Source organism: Cytobacillus horneckiae, from assembly GCF_002835735.1.
In the GTDB taxonomy this organism is placed as follows: Bacteria; Bacillota; Bacilli; order Bacillales; family Cytobacillaceae; genus Cytobacillus; species Cytobacillus horneckiae.
In genome coordinates, this window is the sequence record NZ_PISD01000008.1 from 378,770 (window position 1) to 395,720 (window position 16,951).

The 16,951-nt window shown below is 39.6% G+C and carries 19 protein-coding genes; 13 read left to right on the forward strand and 6 right to left on the reverse strand.

The features are described 5' to 3' along the window. Window positions 1-35 precede the first annotated feature (35 nt). A complete protein-coding gene (locus CWS20_RS27910; protein ID WP_157090548.1) occupies window positions 36-200 on the reverse strand; it encodes a hypothetical protein in 165 nt (54 codons plus the stop codon). A gap of 343 nt (window positions 201-543) precedes the next feature. Here CWS20_RS27910 and CWS20_RS05070 point away from each other — a divergent pair, with 343 nt between their 5' ends. The 7 genes from CWS20_RS05070 (at window position 544) to CWS20_RS05100 (ending at window position 7,569) form a co-directional block, all read left to right on the forward strand. Beyond that, window positions 544-1,626 (forward strand): CaiB/BaiF CoA transferase family protein, encoded by a 1,083-nt coding sequence (locus CWS20_RS05070; protein ID WP_066199385.1) that lies wholly within the window; start codon window positions 544-546, stop codon window positions 1,624-1,626. 13 nt (window positions 1,627-1,639) lie between these two features. After that, window positions 1,640-3,208 (forward strand): long-chain-fatty-acid--CoA ligase, encoded by a 1,569-nt coding sequence (locus CWS20_RS05075; RefSeq protein WP_066199379.1) that lies wholly within the window; start codon window positions 1,640-1,642, stop codon window positions 3,206-3,208. 34 nt (window positions 3,209-3,242) lie between these two features. After that, window positions 3,243-4,655, forward strand: coding sequence for an OB-fold domain-containing protein (locus tag CWS20_RS05080; protein WP_066199373.1), 1,413 nt, complete (start codon window positions 3,243-3,245; stop codon window positions 4,653-4,655). 1 nt (window position 4,656) lies between these two features. After that, window positions 4,657-5,841, forward strand: a complete 1,185-nt coding sequence (locus CWS20_RS05085) for an acetyl-CoA acetyltransferase (RefSeq protein WP_066199369.1) — start codon at window positions 4,657-4,659, stop codon at window positions 5,839-5,841. 22 nt (window positions 5,842-5,863) lie between these two features. After that, on the forward strand, window positions 5,864-6,271 hold the full coding sequence (locus tag CWS20_RS05090) for an FAS1-like dehydratase domain-containing protein (protein WP_066199367.1): 408 nt from the start codon (window positions 5,864-5,866) through the stop codon (window positions 6,269-6,271). A 12-nt stretch (window positions 6,272-6,283) separates the two neighbouring features. Then, a complete protein-coding gene (locus CWS20_RS05095) occupies window positions 6,284-6,664 on the forward strand; it encodes a MaoC/PaaZ C-terminal domain-containing protein (protein WP_066199365.1) in 381 nt (126 codons plus the stop codon). Window positions 6,665-6,753: 89 nt separating this feature from the next. After that, window positions 6,754-7,569: an SDR family NAD(P)-dependent oxidoreductase gene (locus CWS20_RS05100; protein ID WP_066199363.1), complete on the forward strand. Its 816-nt coding sequence runs from the start codon at window positions 6,754-6,756 to the stop codon at window positions 7,567-7,569. A 59-nt stretch (window positions 7,570-7,628) separates the two neighbouring features. Here the strand turns inward: CWS20_RS05100 and CWS20_RS05105 are convergent, their stop codons facing one another. Then, a complete protein-coding gene (locus CWS20_RS05105) occupies window positions 7,629-9,776 on the reverse strand; it encodes a sigma-54-dependent Fis family transcriptional regulator (RefSeq protein ID WP_066199359.1) in 2,148 nt (715 codons plus the stop codon). Window positions 9,777-10,038: 262 nt separating this feature from the next. On the opposite strand from CWS20_RS05105, the gene CWS20_RS05110 reads away from it, so the two are divergent. The 5 genes from CWS20_RS05110 to fadH are packed head-to-tail and all read left to right on the forward strand — an operon-like array spanning window position 10,039 to window position 14,903. Then, window positions 10,039-11,622: an acyl-CoA synthetase gene (locus CWS20_RS05110; RefSeq protein ID WP_066199356.1), complete on the forward strand. Its 1,584-nt coding sequence runs from the start codon at window positions 10,039-10,041 to the stop codon at window positions 11,620-11,622. Continuing rightward, window positions 11,622-12,533, forward strand: coding sequence for an SDR family NAD(P)-dependent oxidoreductase (locus tag CWS20_RS05115; protein WP_066199353.1), 912 nt, complete (start codon window positions 11,622-11,624; stop codon window positions 12,531-12,533). Before CWS20_RS05110 ends, CWS20_RS05115 begins: the two co-directional genes overlap by 1 nt. Window positions 12,534-12,563: 30 nt before the next feature. Beyond that, window positions 12,564-13,661, forward strand: coding sequence for an AMP-binding protein (locus tag CWS20_RS05120; protein WP_083957429.1), 1,098 nt, complete (start codon window positions 12,564-12,566; stop codon window positions 13,659-13,661). Between the two features lie 12 nt (window positions 13,662-13,673). After that, window positions 13,674-14,111 (forward strand): class I adenylate-forming enzyme family protein, encoded by a 438-nt coding sequence (locus tag CWS20_RS05125; RefSeq protein WP_083957428.1) that lies wholly within the window; start codon window positions 13,674-13,676, stop codon window positions 14,109-14,111. 24 nt (window positions 14,112-14,135) lie between these two features. Next, window positions 14,136-14,903, forward strand: a complete 768-nt coding sequence (gene fadH / locus CWS20_RS05130; protein WP_066199350.1) for a 2,4-dienoyl-CoA reductase — start codon at window positions 14,136-14,138, stop codon at window positions 14,901-14,903. A 52-nt stretch (window positions 14,904-14,955) separates the two neighbouring features. Here fadH and brfA read toward each other — a convergent pair whose 3' ends face one another. The 4 genes from brfA to CWS20_RS05145 all read right to left on the reverse strand — a co-directional run bounded on the left by brfA (window position 14,956) and on the right by CWS20_RS05145 (window position 16,007). Then, a complete protein-coding gene (gene brfA / locus CWS20_RS05135; RefSeq protein WP_066199348.1) occupies window positions 14,956-15,198 on the reverse strand; it encodes a ribosome rescue factor BrfA in 243 nt (80 codons plus the stop codon). A gap of 54 nt (window positions 15,199-15,252) precedes the next feature. Next, window positions 15,253-15,579, reverse strand: coding sequence for a hypothetical protein (locus CWS20_RS05140; protein WP_066199345.1), 327 nt, complete (start codon window positions 15,577-15,579; stop codon window positions 15,253-15,255). A 116-nt stretch (window positions 15,580-15,695) separates the two neighbouring features. Continuing rightward, on the reverse strand, window positions 15,696-15,833 hold the full coding sequence (locus CWS20_RS28365; RefSeq protein ID WP_162840983.1) for a hypothetical protein: 138 nt from the start codon (window positions 15,831-15,833) through the stop codon (window positions 15,696-15,698). 21 nt (window positions 15,834-15,854) lie between these two features. Next, the gene (locus tag CWS20_RS05145) at window positions 15,855-16,007 is read right to left on the reverse strand and encodes a Fur-regulated basic protein FbpA (protein ID WP_101226244.1); all 153 of its coding nucleotides are present in this window, start codon (window positions 16,005-16,007) and stop codon (window positions 15,855-15,857) included. Window positions 16,008-16,192: 185 nt separating this feature from the next. Between CWS20_RS05145 and CWS20_RS05150 the strand changes: the two genes are divergently transcribed. Beyond that, window positions 16,193-16,531 (forward strand): MerR family transcriptional regulator, encoded by a 339-nt coding sequence (locus CWS20_RS05150; RefSeq protein WP_066199343.1) that lies wholly within the window; start codon window positions 16,193-16,195, stop codon window positions 16,529-16,531. Window positions 16,532-16,951: the final 420 nt, after the last annotated feature.

Consider the following 16,951-nt stretch of genomic DNA (forward strand, 5'->3'; position numbering starts at 1 on the left):
ACCTAACACAGAAAGGGCAAATCTTTTGTTTTCAATTAAGAAACACTGCTCCTTTTAAAAATATTCCTGATTTTGCTCCCTCGTTTCTCTGCTTTAGCAGGGCTATTTCCTACAAAGCGGCGAAGGATAAATTGTATGCTTTCTTCAATTAGCGCGACGATGATAATTGGTCCTAAGAGAACAGCCAACCAAAACCACATGAAAGACACCCCACTTTTTTAGTAACTATTTACCAATATTATATTTCTATTTCTCTATAAAGAACACCTTTTTCGCATCTCTGCAACTCTAAGATTTTCCCCTACATACTGACGAATGAAAGAATGATAGAAATGATAATAAAAAATGTGTATTTTCATATTTTCCTATATAAAATTAATTGTCTCGTTTAGTAAACAGTGTCCGCTATATCGTCCAACTAAAACACAATTAAAAACTACAAATTAGAAAGGATACAGCTAGAAAGCGCTTTCCTCATTGGCATGTTTTTTGCATCATAAACAGTGTCAACCCATTTTATATATATGAGAGGAGATAAAACGGATGCTATCGGGAATAAAAGTCATCGATTTTTCACAATACTTGCCTGCCCCGCATACTACTCTTCGCCTTGCAGAATTAGGAGCTGAGGTCATTAAAGTAGAATCTCCTGTTGGAGATCCTTCGAGAGCGCCTTCTGGGGAAGAAGAGATGGGCTATATTTTTCAAGCGCAAAATCGAAATAAAAAGAGTATAGTATTGAATTTAAAAGATGAAGCAGACAAGGAATGGGCATTACAGCTCATTGCCGCCGCAGATGTGGTGGTAGAAAGCTATCGACCGGGAGTAGCTGATAGGTTAGGAATTGGGTATAAAGAGGCACTATCGGTAAACGAAAAAGTTATTTACTGCTCGCTATCAGGCTATGGAAGAACAGAAACAATGCGCCACTTAGGTGGACATGATTTAAATTATTTATCTATTAGCGGGGTTTTATCCCAGCTGAAGGATCAAACTGGGCGCCCGATTCAACCGGGGACACAATTAGCAGATTTTATCGGCGGAATAACAGCAAGTGAAACGATTTTAGGCGCCCTTGTCAAAAGAGAAAGAACAGGTGAACCGAGTTATCTGGATATTTCAATTACAGACTCGTTATTTCCGTTTATGTCAAATCACTTTTTAATTGAAGGCTATACAGGCGAGCAAAATGGAGCTGATAAGCTTGGTGGCAAATATGTATGTTATTACATTTATGAGACGAAAGACGGAAGGTATGTTACCCTTGGCGCCCTTGAACCTAAGTTTTGGAAAAACCTTTGCCATGCTTTAAATAAAGAGTCCTGGTTAACTGGCCACTTCTCAAAAACGACGGATGACAATCCAGTCTTTAAAGAGCTGAAAGAAGTTTTTGCGAACAGAACTTTAGCTGAATGGACTCAGTTTTCAATGGAAGTGGATTGCTGTTTAGCGCCGATTTTAGAAACAAGCGAAGTAGTCAATCATCCACTAGTGAAAAGCCGCAACCTAGTCTTTACTAAACAAGGTGTGAATTACACGGCTACCAGATTTTCAGAACAAGAAAGCAAATTCTCTCCCCCGCCGAAGCTGTCACAGCATGCGGATGAATTGAAACAGCTTAAGTAAGGAGGAGTGGGAAATGGAAGCCTCACATTCATCATATGAAATAAATACATCATTAGCCATTCCAGAACAATCTGTGTACGAAATCCTTCATCAATCTGCCAATGACTATCCTAATCGTATAGCTGTAATTGATGGTGAGAAGCAGCTCACATATGATCAGCTTCTTCAAGCTGTGCAAGGGTTTGCATCATGCTTGAATGAGAAAGGAGTTCGTAAAGGGGCTCGTGTCGCGTTCATGCTGCCAAATTGCTTGGAATATATTGTTTCGTTTTTTGCAGTACAACATTTAGGAGGGACTGTTGTACAAGTCAATCATTTATATCAATCTGTTGAATTGGACTTGATTATAAACGATAGTCGCCCCAGCTGGATAATATGCAATCGCGCTCAAACAGAAAAGCTGGAACAAACAGAATGGAACAGGCGATTGAATATATTATTAATCGAGGAAGAACTTTCATATGAAAAGCTATTTGGTTATGTGCCTATGGCATTTTCACCTGCAAGTATCAACTGGGAAGAAGATGTTGCTGTTCTTCAATATACTGGCGGTACGACTGGGAAGTCAAAGGGTGCTATGATTACCCATAAAAATATTGTCAGTAATATTCATCAATCGTTTGCTGTTTTTTCTTCAGTATTAAATAAAGGTGTAGAAATTACTTTAGGCGTTTCGCCGCTCTCACATGCGATGGCGCTAAATAATATGAATATGACAATATTAATTGCAGGTACATATGTCATTCTCGAAAAATTCAAGATAAATTCTGTTATTCTGGCATTTCGGAAGCATCGTCCTACAGTATTTACCGGATCGCCGACAATGTATATTTCCATCCTTCATTTTTCTGATTTAAAGGATTCTGATTTAACTTCATTGAAGATTTGTACTTCCGGATCAGCTCCGCTGCCATTAGAGGTCAGAAGAGAATTAGAAGAAAAATCCGGTGCGAGAATTTTGGAAGGGTTTGGGCAAACAGAAGCAACGACTGCAACACACCGAACACCTCTGATCGGGAAGCAAAAGCTTGGCAGTATCGGTGTGCCAATCCCGTTGACAAAAGCTAAAATAATGGATCTCGAAAATGGAGAAAAAGAACTGCCTGTCGGGGAGCCAGGTGAACTGGTTGTAAAAGGCCCGCAAGTGATGAAAGGCTATTGGAATAACGAAGCAGCAACAGCAGAAACGATACGCAATTCATGGCTTTATACAGGGGATATTGCCATAAAAGATGAAGATGGCCACTATTTTATCGTCGGACGGAAAAAAGATATGATTATTTCCGGCGGTTATAATATATATCCAACTGAAATAGAAGAAGTGCTTTACGCCCATGATGCGATAGCCGAAGTATGTGTCTTTGGGGTGCCAGACGAGTATTTAGGTGAAAAAGTTGTAGCTGCTATCGTTCCCATCGAAGATAAGACAATCGATTCAACACAATTGCTAGCGTGGTGTAATGAAATGATTGCCCGCTATAAAGTACCGCGAGAATTGAATATAAGAAAAACTTTACCGAAAACGACGGTCGGCAAGATTTTGCGCCGTCAATTAATAAATGAATATATAGAGACTGAGTGAAACGATAACACTTTCATAATGAGGAGGAAAGGATATGAAAGGCATTATTTCTTATGGCGCATATATACCTTACAATCGGCTCCAGCGGAAGAAAATAGGCGACTTTTTCAATAAGCCAGTATTCGGAGGAGTAAAGGCGGTTGCTGGCTATGATGAAGACAGTGTCTCTATGGGAGTTGAAGCTGCCATCGATTGTTTGCAGCGAATGGAACATGAAAAAGTAGATTCAATTTATTTTGCTACTGTAAGTGCCTCTTATAGAGAGAAAGGATCAATCCCAACGATTGCAGCAGCATTAAACTTGCCAAATACTATACGCGGGATTGAAGCATCAACTTCATTAAGAAGTGGAACATCAGCAATACTTGCTGCAAATGAAACTGAAAATACATTGGTAATTGCTTCGGATAGCCGTACAGGTGCACCAACTGGTCAAAATGAACAGTGGTTCGGTGATGGGGCAGCTTCTTTTCTAATCGGCAGCGGTGAAGATGTCATCGCCCACATAATTGATTCAGGGACTGTTCAAGGTGAAGTCATTACTTCCTGGCGCAGTCAAAGCGATCCATTCACACAAAACTGGGAAGAAAGGCTTGGTTCCACTGTTTTCCTTGAACAGGTTAAATCTAATATTGTTCCATTTTTAGAGAAAAATGATGTCACAGCAGACGCGATAGCAAAGGTAATGATCTCCGGCCCTGGAACTAGGGCACATACTGCTGCGGCGCGGGCACTTGGCTTTAAAAACGAGCAAATTCAAGATCCTTTGTTTGATAAAGTAGGTGCTGCCGGAAATGCGCATGCGCCGATGATGATCGTCTCCGCTTTGGAAGCTGCCCATCCTGGCGATTATCTATTAACTATAAATTTCTCTGAAGGCCTCGATTTCATTCTATTTAAAGTAACTGCAGCAATTGAACAGCTGCCAGCAAGAAAAGGCGTGAATGGTTATTTAAAGATTCATAGCGATAAAATTGCTTACAGTGATTATTTGAAATGGAGAGAATTAATAGTTACTGAACCGCCAAGACGACCGGACATAGAACGGCCGTCCGCTCCGGCATTATATCGCGGTTATAATCAAAACTTATCTTTTACAGGGTCTAAATGCCGCAGCTGTGGCATACCTCAATTTCCGAAACAGCGAGTTTGCGTCCAATGTCAACAGAAGGATGAAATGGAAGACTATCGCTTTGTTGGTCAATCCGCCAAAGTAACGACTTTCACACTTGATTATTTAGCTGCCTCACCAGCGCCACCGATGATTGTTGCTGTAATCGACTTTGTGAATGGCGGCCGCATTATTTGTGAAGTAACGGATTGTGATCCTAAGGAAATGAAGATTGGGATGAATGTTGAGATGACATTCAGACGGCTATATGAAGCTGGCGGCATTAATAACTATTTCTGGAAAGCAAGACCAATTCGTCAGAAGGAGAGTAGCTGATATGGGGAAAAAGGGAATAACAGATAAAGTTGCTGTCATTGGTATGGGCTGTACAAGGTTTGCTGAACATTGGGATAAAAGTGTAGATGATTTGTTAGTAGAGGCCGCTTATGAAGCTTTTGCGGATGCAGGAATTGAACCTTCAGATGTAGAGGCAGCGTGGCTAGGCACGATGATCTCAGGTTATGCCGGCATTACCCTTTCAGGACCATTAAAAACGCAATTTATTCCAGTGACGAGAGTGGAGAATATGTGTGCAACAGGATCAGAAGCTTTTAGAAATGCATGCTATGCAGTAGCTTCTGGTGCCTATGATATCGTTCTGGCAATAGGCGTAGAAAAGCTGAAGGATTCTGGATTTAGCGGATTAAATGCGCCAAAACCTGCAAATGACGGCACGGTGCCCAATATATCCGCTCCTGCTTCATTTTCATTTTTAGCTCCTGCCTACTATGAAAAATATGGCCTTTCCAATGAGCAGGGCAGGGAAGTACTGTCGAGAATTGCCTGGAAGAACCACTATAACGGCTCATTAAATCCAAAAGCGCAATATAGGAATGAAGTGCCAATGGAGAAAATTACTAAATCGCCGATGGTTGCAGCCCTTTTGGGCATTATGGACTGTTCCGGTGTTGCAGATGGGGCAGCGGCAGCGATTATTGTAAGAACAGAAGATGCTCATAAATATAAAAAAGACCCGATGTATGTTAAGGCGCTATCGATTGCAGCAGGACCAGGCGATGGGAGGCTGCGGCAAGATTATGATTTTACTACTATTAAAGAAAATGTCGCAGCAGCAGCAGCTGCTTATGCACAAGCTGGAATTAAAAATCCCCGCAAAGAAATTGATATGGCTGAAGTTCATGACTGCTTCACACCGACTGAACTGGTAATCTATGAGGACTTAGGCTTTAGTGAACGGGGACATGGCTGGCAGGACGTGCTTAATGGCGTTTTTGAGCTAGATGGAGAACTGCCAGTTAATCCTGATGGAGGGTTGAAATCATTCGGCCATCCGATAGGAGCAAGCGGACTTAGAATGCTTTATGAAATGTACTTGCAGTTCCAGGGGAAAGCAGGCAAGCGCCAGTTAGACAATCCGAAAATCGGCCTTACCCATAATCTTGGCGGCACACCGATGCAATGTGTCTCCTTCATTTCCATTGTTGGAAAGGAAATATCTTAATTTAAAAAGGAGTGATTGTTAAATGGCAGCAGCCTTAGAGGAGAAGATAGGTTTAAAGCTAACACCAGCTACATTTAAAGTGGAGAGCGGAAAAATTAAAGAATTTGCGCTGGCAATTGGTGATTTAAAGGAAGAGTATTTAAGCGGGGAAAAGGTGCCTCCGACTTTTCCAACAGTTATAGACTTTTGGTCGGAAGGAGATTCGACCTCAGCATTGCTCGGTGTCAACATGGAAAAGGTTTTGCATGGCGGCCAGGAATACGAGTATTTAGCAGAAATTAAAGCAGGCGATGAGATTACGATAACTGGTGAGGTAGAGAACGTATATTCAAAAGCTTCAATGAATTTCTTCGTTATTAAGAAAGAGTATGTGAATCAAAATGGAGAAACGGTGCTAATTGCAAAATCAACGATTATAGAAAGACATTAGGAGTGAATTATGATGCAGACAGGATTTGAATTTAAACCATTGGTAAAACAAGAAATTACGCATTCTCAATTAGTCCGTTATGCAGGTGCCTCAGGGGATTTTAATCCGATTCATACAGTCGTTCCATTTGCGGAAAAGGCGGGCTTGGGCGGCGTGATTGCCCATGGAATGATGATAATGGGGTTTATTGGCCAAGCCATTGGTGAATGGGTGTCAGTAAAAGACTTGGCAAAGTTCTCTGTAAGGTTCAGCAAAATGACAAGACATGGCGAAGAAATTGTAGTTACCGGGAAAGTTGTCGGTGAAACCGAAAACAGATGGATTTGTGAAGCAAAAGCGCAAAATAAGGAAGGCGAAGTAAAAGTGAAGGCATCATTTGAAGTAAAGAAATAGATGCAAAAGTTCATTTCGCACTCAAGTTAATGTAATCTACCTGCGCATCATGATTTTGATGTGGAGGTTTATTGTGGGGGGAGTTATATATGTCGAATCTTTTAGAGAATCAAGTTGCCATTGTAACAGGTGCAGCTAGAGGAATTGGGCTGGAAGTTGTTAAAATGTTTGTTGAACACGGTGCAAAGGTTGTCGTATCCGACAAAGATGAAGCGCCTGCAGCAGAGGTGGTTGCAGCCATTCGTGCAGAGGGCGGGCAGGCAATAGCGGTTTGCGGTGATGTCACTGAGCCCCGTTTTGCAAAACATATAATCGATTCTACAATTGGAGAATATGGCAAATTAGATATTTTAGTGAATAATGCCGGTTATACTGTTGATAATTTAGTGCACAAGTTAACGGATGATCAATTTCAAAAAATGCTTGATATCCATTTAGTTGCCCCATTTCGCCTAATTCGTGAAGCGGCTCCATATATGCGGGAGGCAGGCAAGAAAGAAAGAGAGAATGGCATCAGCCATTACCGCAAGATTGTCAATGTATCCTCGATGTCAGGTGTAAAAGGGAATGTCGGCCAGGCAAACTACGCTGCCGCAAAGTCAGGCGTGATTGGGCTAACTAAAACTGTCGCGTTAGAGTGGGGTCAGTTTAATGTCAACTGTAATGCAGTTGCATTCGGCTTCATAGATACGAGATTAACTCGTCCGAAAGAAGAAGGCGGTCAGGTTGATGGAGCAGATGTTGGCATTCCAACAAAGGTGCGTGACGCAATTATTAGCAAAATCCCTCAGAAAAGACCAGGCGAAGCAAAGGAAGCTGCAGCGGCAATCTTCCATTTATGTTCACCGTTATCAAACTATATAAATGGTCAAGTTCATTTAGTAAATGGAGGCTCCTACACTTAAACATCGTCATTAACTAGGAATCTTTCACAATGATTCCTAGTTATTTTTAATGAGAAAGGCTATTGAATATCTAATTTTCTTAGCTTTTTATAAAATTGAGAGCGGCTGATGCCTAAAAGCTTGGCTGCAGCTGTACGATTGCCGTTAGACTGATTTAAAGCAAAAGTAATCGCATCTTTTTCGGCATTGTCCATATTCAATTTATAAAAATCAGAAATGGAAACTTGATCTTCATTAGACTGTTTTATAGATACTTTCTCATTTGTGTTATTGTTTTTCTGCTTTTGAATATATTCCGGCAAATGCTCTGTATCTAATAAATCACCTTCAACAGCGTTCAAGGCACGTTCGATTGCATTTTCAAGTTCCCTGACGTTGCCGGGCCAGTTGTGCATGGATAAGACCATTAACGCTTGTTTGCTTATGTTTATTTCTCCCATTCCCATCAAATGGCTTAATTTTTTTATGATGAAATTGGACAACAGTGGGATATCATTTGTTCGTTCACGCAATGGTGGAATATTTATGACGATGACATTCAATCTATAAAATAAATCCTCTCTAAATTCATTTTTTGCAACCATCTCAGTTAAATTTTTATTTGTTGCAGCAATGATTCGTACATTCACATTGATTGTTTCACTTCCGCCTACTCTCTCAAACTCCTTCTCTTGTATAACCCTTAGTAGCTTAACCTGCATGAGTAATGGCATATCGCCGATTTCATCAAGAAATAAAGTTCCATTGTTTGCTAGTTCAAATTTTCCCGGCTTTCCACCTTTTTTTGCTCCTGTGAAAGCACCGTCCGCATAGCCGAAAAATTCAGACTCCCATAACTCTTCAGGTATGGCAGCGCAATTCACTTTTATAAACTTCCCTGAACGAAGTGAAGCATTATGAATTCCTCTGGCAAACAATTCTTTACCTGTACCGCTTTCACCTAAAAGTAAAACATTGGAAAAACCTGATGCAGACTGACGTGCGAAGTTCTTCAATTTTTTCAGTTCATCGTCCTGAGTGATAATATCATCCAAATCAAATGGAGTTCCGCCAATTAACGATAATTCACCTCTGTAAAAGGATACTTCTTTTTCTAATTCGGTTAATGTTTTTATCACGCTTTTCCACTTGTGTAAATCTTTATAAATAATTTTTGCGATGGAACCTACAAGCTGCTGATCTTTATAAATGGGTGTTTTTTGGACAAGGCATTTTCGGTTGCCGATAATCAGCGCTTCTAATTTTTCAGTTTGAAAGTCTTTACTTAACGCTTCTTCTAAGTGAATTTCCGGTATAACCTCTCGTACATGCTTATTTAGCAGCGCGCTTCTTGGTTCTTTTATGAACTCCATTGCAGCTTCATTAACCATGTCTACTTTACCGCTCTGATCAATTACAATGTAAGCGTCATTTGTCGTATTTAGAACAGTTTGTAAAGTTCTTTCAAGTCTTTTCGTTATTTCCAGCTCTTTTGCGATTTCTTCATAATCAGTTAAATCGGATATCAGGATAATGCCGCCCCAATACTTGCTCTCGCGTGATAAGGACTTATATTTAACGAGCAGCTGTTTATTTTCAATTGTAACCCTCTGAAGGGGAATATCGGTCATCTGATTATGCTCACTAGTAAACTCTATTAGATCAGGGAAAACCTCAGAATAATGCCGTCCGATACTATAATCTCTCTTTATGTTGCACATGATTTCTGCCGAGTGATTAGCAACCAAGATTCTTCCATTTCGGTCTAAAGCAAGCAGGCCGCTTTGCATATGCTGAAATAAAGATTCCAAAGAGTTGCCGTACGTATCGCTTCGTGTTTGATAGGCATAAATAATGTTTTTTGTATCAAGTACGCCGCTTACCGTATTATCTGATGATAGCACAACAGCTTGGCCGACCTGTTTTTCTTGAAGAAACAGACGGACTTCAGCCAGGTCATCTGTTTCATAAACGGTAATCGTATTTTTAATAATATATGGAAGAATGTTGTCATCAATGGAAGCGTTTTCTGAAAGGGCTTTAAAAATAGCGGATGGAGTCATTGCGCCGATAAATAAATTATGTTCATCCATGACAGGCAAGATCCATATTTTATCTTTTCTGAAAATTTCAACTGCATCTCGTACTGTGTGCTTAGCGGTCAATTTAGGGACATTTCGATTCATATAATTTTCTACAGTCTGTGTAAAAGAATTTCTTACAAGCAATTTCCTCACTCCGTAATTTTGTATTTAATTAGAGACATTATATGAATTCTTCATAAGTAATACAAAATCCTTTTAATTTTCTGAATAATGTATGAAAAAACAAACACTGTCTTCATTAATGGACATTTTATGAAACAGTTTGTCTTTCTTTTTTTTTGAAAAAATATGAAAAGACTGTGCTAATCATGACTGGCATAGTACTTGCATTGTTTTAAAGTGCAGACAACCAAATCTATATTAATAATTTGAGGGAGGGATAGATTTGAAGGAAAGTGAGACGAAGGTACGGCAATTATTAATCGGGGAAGCGTTAAAATATGCTGCACATAGTTCCCCTAATAGATCTGCATTTGTTTTCGAGAATAAGAGATTATCATACAAGCAGCTTCTGAATCGCGCACAGCTGTTGGCGGGCTGGCTAACGGAAACCGGAATTAGCAAGGGTGATAAAATAGGCTGTCTTTTTAAGAACGGGTTATCATTTGTTGAAGTATACTTTGGGGCGAGTCTTTCCGGCGGTGTGCTTGTTCCGGTAAACTTTCGGTTAGTGCCTAATGAAGTTGAATATATTTTAGACCATGCAGATGTGAAGATTTTATTTGTCGAAGAGGATCTTTTAAGTTCTATTGAACCGATTGTAAATAAATTAAAAAAAATTGAGCAGATAGTTGTAGTGGGAGAAGTTTATCCACTATTAAATAAAGAAGTACTCTCATATGAAACTATTTTTCCAATGAACATAAAAGGTGAGGCTGAAGAGCTTTGTGATGATGATGCACATGCAATCATTTACACCTCTGGTACGACTGGAAAGCCAAAGGGCGCTGTGCTTACACATAAAAATATATACATAAATGGGATGAACAAATCTTATCACGGTCAGAGCAAACGCGGTGCAAAGCACTTGCTTATTCCGCCATTATTTCATGTAGCAGCACTCTCCCTGCTAGTTACCAACTGCTTGTTGGAAGGAACAATGGTCATCCATCGTGAGTTCAACCCGGAAAAAGTATGGCAAACGATTGAAAATGAAAAGATTAATTCAATGTTTCTAGTCCCTGCGATGTGGAATATGCTTTTTCAAGTCCGAAATTACGAAAAGTATGCGCTTGATTCGATGACGAGTTGTTCTACCGGAGGAGCGATTTGCCCGCTTGAACTTAAGAAAAAAATTATGAGCACGTTTAAAAATGCTGGCCTGCATGAAGCATTTGGGCAAACGGAGATGAGCCCATCGACAACGTATTTATCAGGAGAGGAATCTATAAAAGAAGGAAAAGCCGCCTCTGTAGGCAGGCCGTCTTTAAATGTAAGAATCCGCATTGTTGATGAATATATGAATGATGTACCGGCTGGTGAGGTGGGAGAAATCCTTTACCAGGGCCCGACAATGATGAAAGAGTATTACAAAAATCCGGAAGCTACTTCAGAAGCTTTTAAAGGGGGCTGGTTTCACAGCGGCGATTTAGTGCGAATGGATGAAGACGGCTATATTTATGTCATCGACCGCAAAAAAGACATGATTATTAGCGGCGGTGAAAATATTTATCCGAAGGAATTGGAAGAGGTTCTATATACCCATCCATATATTTTGGATGCTGCAGTCATTGGCGTACCAGATGCTAAATGGGGAGAAACAGTAAAAGCATGTATCGTATTAAAGGAAGATAAGCAATTATCGAAAGAGGAAGTTTTAGAATTTTGCCAAACTAGAATTGCGTCATATAAAAAACCACGTCTAATTGAGTTTTTGGAAGCGTTACCACGTAATGCTTCAGGAAAAGTTTTAAAAACTGTATTAAAATCACAAGTTTTTACAGAAAAAAGTGAAGGGAGAATTGAGTGATGGGGAATTTACAAGGAAAAGTGGCGATTGTTACAGGGTCAGGAAGAGGAATAGGCAGAGAGATTGCTATATTACTGGCAAAAGAAGGGGCAAGTGTTGTTGTCAACGATCTTGGCGGAGGTTCAGACGGTAAAGGAAATGATACTAAGGTTGCGGATGAGGTAGTAGCGGAAATTAAAGAATTTGGCGGTGCAGCAATTGCGAACGATCAATCTGTAACAGAGCTTGAGAATGCAGAAAATATCGTAAATACAGCGGTAGAGGAATTTGGCGGCATTGATATCGTTGTCAATAATGCAGGAATCTTGCGTGATCGCATGGTGTTTAAAATGAGTGAAGAAGAATGGGATGCAGTCATAGCGGTCCACTTAAAAGGCTCTTTTAATATGACAAGAGCAGCATCACCACATTTTAAAGAGCAGAAAAGTGGCAGATTTATCAATTTCACATCCACTTCCGGATTAATTGGGAATGTTGGGCAGGCAAACTATGCTGCAGCTAAGCTTGGAATTGCTGGTCTTAACAAGATTACAGCTTTAGACATGGCTAGGTATAATGTTACCGCAAATGCGGTAGCTCCATTTGCTTGGAGCAGATTGATCGGTTCAATTCCGACTGATAGTGATAAAGAAAAAGCACGTGTGGACAAATTGAAAAAGCTGTCTCCTGCACATATCGCCCCTCTAGTTGCTTTCCTTTGTTCAGATGAGGCAGCAGACGTGTCAGGCCAAATTTTTGGCGTTAGAGGAAAAGAAATTATGGTCTTTTCTCAGCCTCGGCCAATCCGGTCTGTATACAAAGAGGAGGGCTGGTCAATTGAAAGCTTGAGTGAAATTAAGGGCTCCTTGCAAGGAAGCTTTACTCCTTTGGAAGTTAGTGCAGATGTATTTCCATATGAACCACTTGTATAAATAAAGTTCAACGATAGGAGGCCAACAAAAATGATTGATCAGGAAGCATTATCAAAACTAACACTCTATGATTTATTACTGCAGTCTGCAAAGGAGTTTCCGAGCAAAATGGCAGTTATTGACGGGTCATTGCAGTTTACTTACGAAGAGCTGGTGAAGGCAGTCGATGCATTCTCATCCAGTCTCTATTATCAAGGCTTTAGAAAAGGGGACAGAGTAGGCATGATGCTTCCTAATAGCATTCATTATATTGTTTCCTACTATGCTGTCCAACGGCTTGGTGGAATTGTTGTTCAAGTGAACCCGCAATATCAAGCGGTTGAATTGGATTACATAATGGTGGATGCTGAACCAAAATGGTTTATTTGTGAACGCATTCAACATGGGAAAATACGTGAGGTGAGAGCTTTTAATGATGTTCATGTAATTTTTACAACAGATGATTACGGTGCAGACCGAATCCTGCAGCCAAGCAGCGGTGTACAGCCTGAGCAAGTGAGTATAAGTCCGAAAGCGGACATTGCAGTGATTCAATATACAGGTGGTACAACCGGAAAGTCAAAGGGTGTCATGCTTACACATTTCAATATTGTCTGTAATATTCATCAATCAGGTGAGGCGTTTTCAGATGTACTGAATAAAGGGGAAGAGAGAATTTTGGGTGTGGCCCCGTTAACACATGCAATGGCAATGACAAATATGAATAATTCCGTTCGGTTAGCTTCCACGTTTATTATTTTGGGGAAATTTGATGCAGGGAAAGTGCTGGAGCTTATTCGAAAGTATCAGCCGACGATGATGTTAGGCTCACCTACAATGTATATTGCTCTTCTTAATTTACAGGATTTGCAGCCAAATGATCTATCGTGTTTTAAAATATGTATTTCCGGTGCGGCGCCTATTCCGGCAGAAGTATTAAAAAATCTTGAAAAAAAATCAGGGGCTCATATTTTAGAAGGTTATGGATTATCGGAAGGAACAACCTCGACACATCGGACGCCATTAAATAAAAAGAGAAAAATTGGCAGTGTTGGCTCGCCCATCGCTCTAACAGAAGCAAAAATAGTTGATGAGGAAACAGGCACAAAAGAATTGCCTCCAGGAGAAAAGGGAGAATTAATCATCTAAGGACCTCAAGTGATGAAAGGCTATTGGAAAAAGCCTGAAGAAACGAATTTAACGATTAAGGGCGGATGGCTGTATACAGGGGATATCGCTGTACGTGATGAGGATAATTACTATTTTATCGTGGGCAGAAAAAAAGATATGGTGATTGCCGGCGGCCTCAATATTTATCCCGCAGAGGTCGAAGAAGTCATTTATCAGCATCCTGATATCGCTGAAGCATGCACATTCGGTGTCCCTGATCCGTATTTAGGTGAGAAATTATATGCAGTGGTCATTTTAAAAGAGGGGGCCAAGCTGACAGACAAGGAACTTTCCAGCTGGTGTGAAGGAAAGATTGCCCGCTATAAAATACCGCGTGTGATCGAATTCCGTGACTCCCTTCCAAAAACGATTGTAGGAAAAATTTTAAGACGGACTCTAGTGGAAGAATTCACGCAAAAAAGTAAATGATAATGATCAATGGAGTTGATGAGGATGGAAAGAAGTAGTGTTATTGTGACTGGCGGCGGCAGCGGAATCGGAAAAGCCATGGCAATGAAATTTGCAGAAAAGGGAGCCAATGTTGTCATTACAGGCCGAAGTGCAGAAAGATTAGCAGATGCGAAAAAAGAAATCGAGCAAATAGCAACGGGGAAGGTACTGCAGTTTCAGATGGACGTCCGCAATCCAGAAAAAGCAATTGAAATGATTGAATTTACAAAGGATGCATTCCAAAAAGTAGATGTCCTCATCAATAATGCTGCCGGTAATTTTATATGTCCGGCAGAGGACCTCTCTTTTAATGGCTGGAATTCAGTTATAGATATTGTCTTAAATGGAACTTGGTACTGTTCCCAGGCAGCTGGAAAGGACTGGATTGCCAATGGGACGAAGGGTAGTATCCTTAATATCGTTGCGACTTATGCTTGGGGTGCAGGAGTCGGGACGATTCACTCTGCAAGCGCAAAGGCCGGAGTTTTGACAATGACTCAGACTTTGGCTGTTGAATGGGGAAAGAAATATGGCATACGTGCAAATGCAATTGCTCCTGGGCCAATTGAAAATACGGAAGGCGTAGCAAGGCTAGTAGCTTCAGAAAAAGCGAGAGAAAGAGCCATTGAGTCGATTCCATTAAGCAGGTTTGGTAAGGTCGAGGAAATTGCTCATATGGCCTACCTTCTTTCAACTCCTGAATTATCATATATTAATGGTGAATGTATTACGATGGACGGAGGAAAATGGCTAAATACACAAACAAGGTAATATGACTGCGGCATGTCTACATGCCGTATTTTTTACTATGCTTATTTGAAAGCTATGTAAAATGTGTTTGTACCGCTCTTGCATAGAAAGAAGTCGTAAAAATAAAAAAAGAACCATCATTATTGTCATTCAATGATTGGTTCTTATATTTTTGCTTGTATAGATAATCCTTCTTCGTTTTCGTTATTCTTGTACGCATATCTGCAAATGCATATATACCTCGATTTTGGTCAGGATTCCTTTTGCCTTCTCTTTCAAGCTTTTCTCTCATTTTCTTTGCTCGTGATTTACTCATCAAATTCACCTCATCTAAAAATTGGTTCATTTGATTTTATCATATTTCTAAAGATTAAGCAGGAGGTATAAGTCCTGATACAAGAAGAATAAAAAATACTAATCCAATAACAGTAAAGATTATAGATGCAATTAAGGCAAAACTGGGGTGTAATTTAAATTGTTCCCATTTAAGAATAATTCCTGTCGCAGTTGTTGTTTGCGTATTATAATAATTCCTTGCTGCTCCACCACTGCTCGTGAAAAATATAACTATTAATGTAAACATAACACCGCTAAAAAACATAATTTCGATAAATCGAATGGAAAAAAGTTGAGAAAAAGCATAGGTTACTGCAAATTCTACTATGAGTGTTGATATGAATATAATTGCGCGTTTCATATTTTGCATTCCCCCTTATAATGGAAATTACGGATGGGTAGAGGGGAAGGTTTCAATTATTGCAAATATTTAACGGGCATAACCAACAACAACCGAAATAGAGAGAGTCGAAAAGCTTAGCTGTTTTGTACAAGTCTTAACAATTTATGTACATCGTCACCTGTAAGAGCAGCATAATGCTCCCAAATCTCATCTCGCAACATATCAAGTTCAATAATCTTTTTCGCTAACTCAACAGCTTCCTGGCTTGCCATCCGGAAAGTCCTCCTAAATCGTTATTTTACCGACAAATATTTCTTTGATAACCCCTCAAGTTCTGATAATGTTAAATTTTGTAAGTTTTTCTCGAGTTCATGTATTTTATTTTCTTTCAAAAGTTGGATTAAATAGTTGCGTTTTTTTTCAACCGCTTTTCTTAAATATTGCATACAACCTGCTCCTTTAAATTATGATGGTGTTATTTTAATTAAAATAAAAGAAAAATTCATTTAGTCTGTCAGAATTTCTTACATACTTTATATTATGTAAGAAATTCTGACATTAAAGGTGAAATTATTTAACAATTCTGTATAATAGAAATAAAACCTTCTAACTAATATGGGGTGGTCTGCAGATGGAAAGTGAATACTCCTATAAAGAAAGAAAAGTCATTTCTATTGGAGCGGTAAGTGAATTAACTGGATTAAGTGAAAGACAGATTAGGTATTATGAAGAAAGAAAGCTAATTTTTCCGTCACGGTCTAATCGCGGCAATCGAAAATACTCCTTTTCCGACGTTGAACGGTTGATAGATATCGCCAATAAACGGGAAGAGGGTGTGAGGACGGATGAAATAAGAATGGAATATAAGAAAGAAAAGACGAGAGAAGATCGTGAAACTAGAAAGAAAATGATTCAAGGACAGCTTAATGCAAGATTTATGACGCAAAAAAACGGGAAGCGATTTAGCTGAATGGATTCATCATCGAAAGCAGTAAAGGACAGCCGTATAAGATTCATTTACTGCTTTAGAGTGCCTTCGAAAGTGAAAATAAGAAAATTTAGTAGGATTCGAAAGAGGTGTCCGCTCGACACCTGCGGGAGAGAAGCGAGACAGTCGAGAACCAGGAGATGCGACCCGACGCTAGAGCTGCTAGAAAGGGAGCAGAAAGCCTCGAAAAATCCAAAACTCTTTATTTTACGTTAAATGAGTTTTCTACAACCTGAAGCAGAAAAGGGGACAGTTCGTTTCCTTTACTGCTTTTTTGTTGATTGCCATTCAGGAATTTAATACTCTTTAAAATTTAATTTTCTGTTTATAGAAATCATACTTTCATATTTTTAACAATTCATTTAATATGTAAAGACGAGAATTTGATTAAAAAGGAGGGAG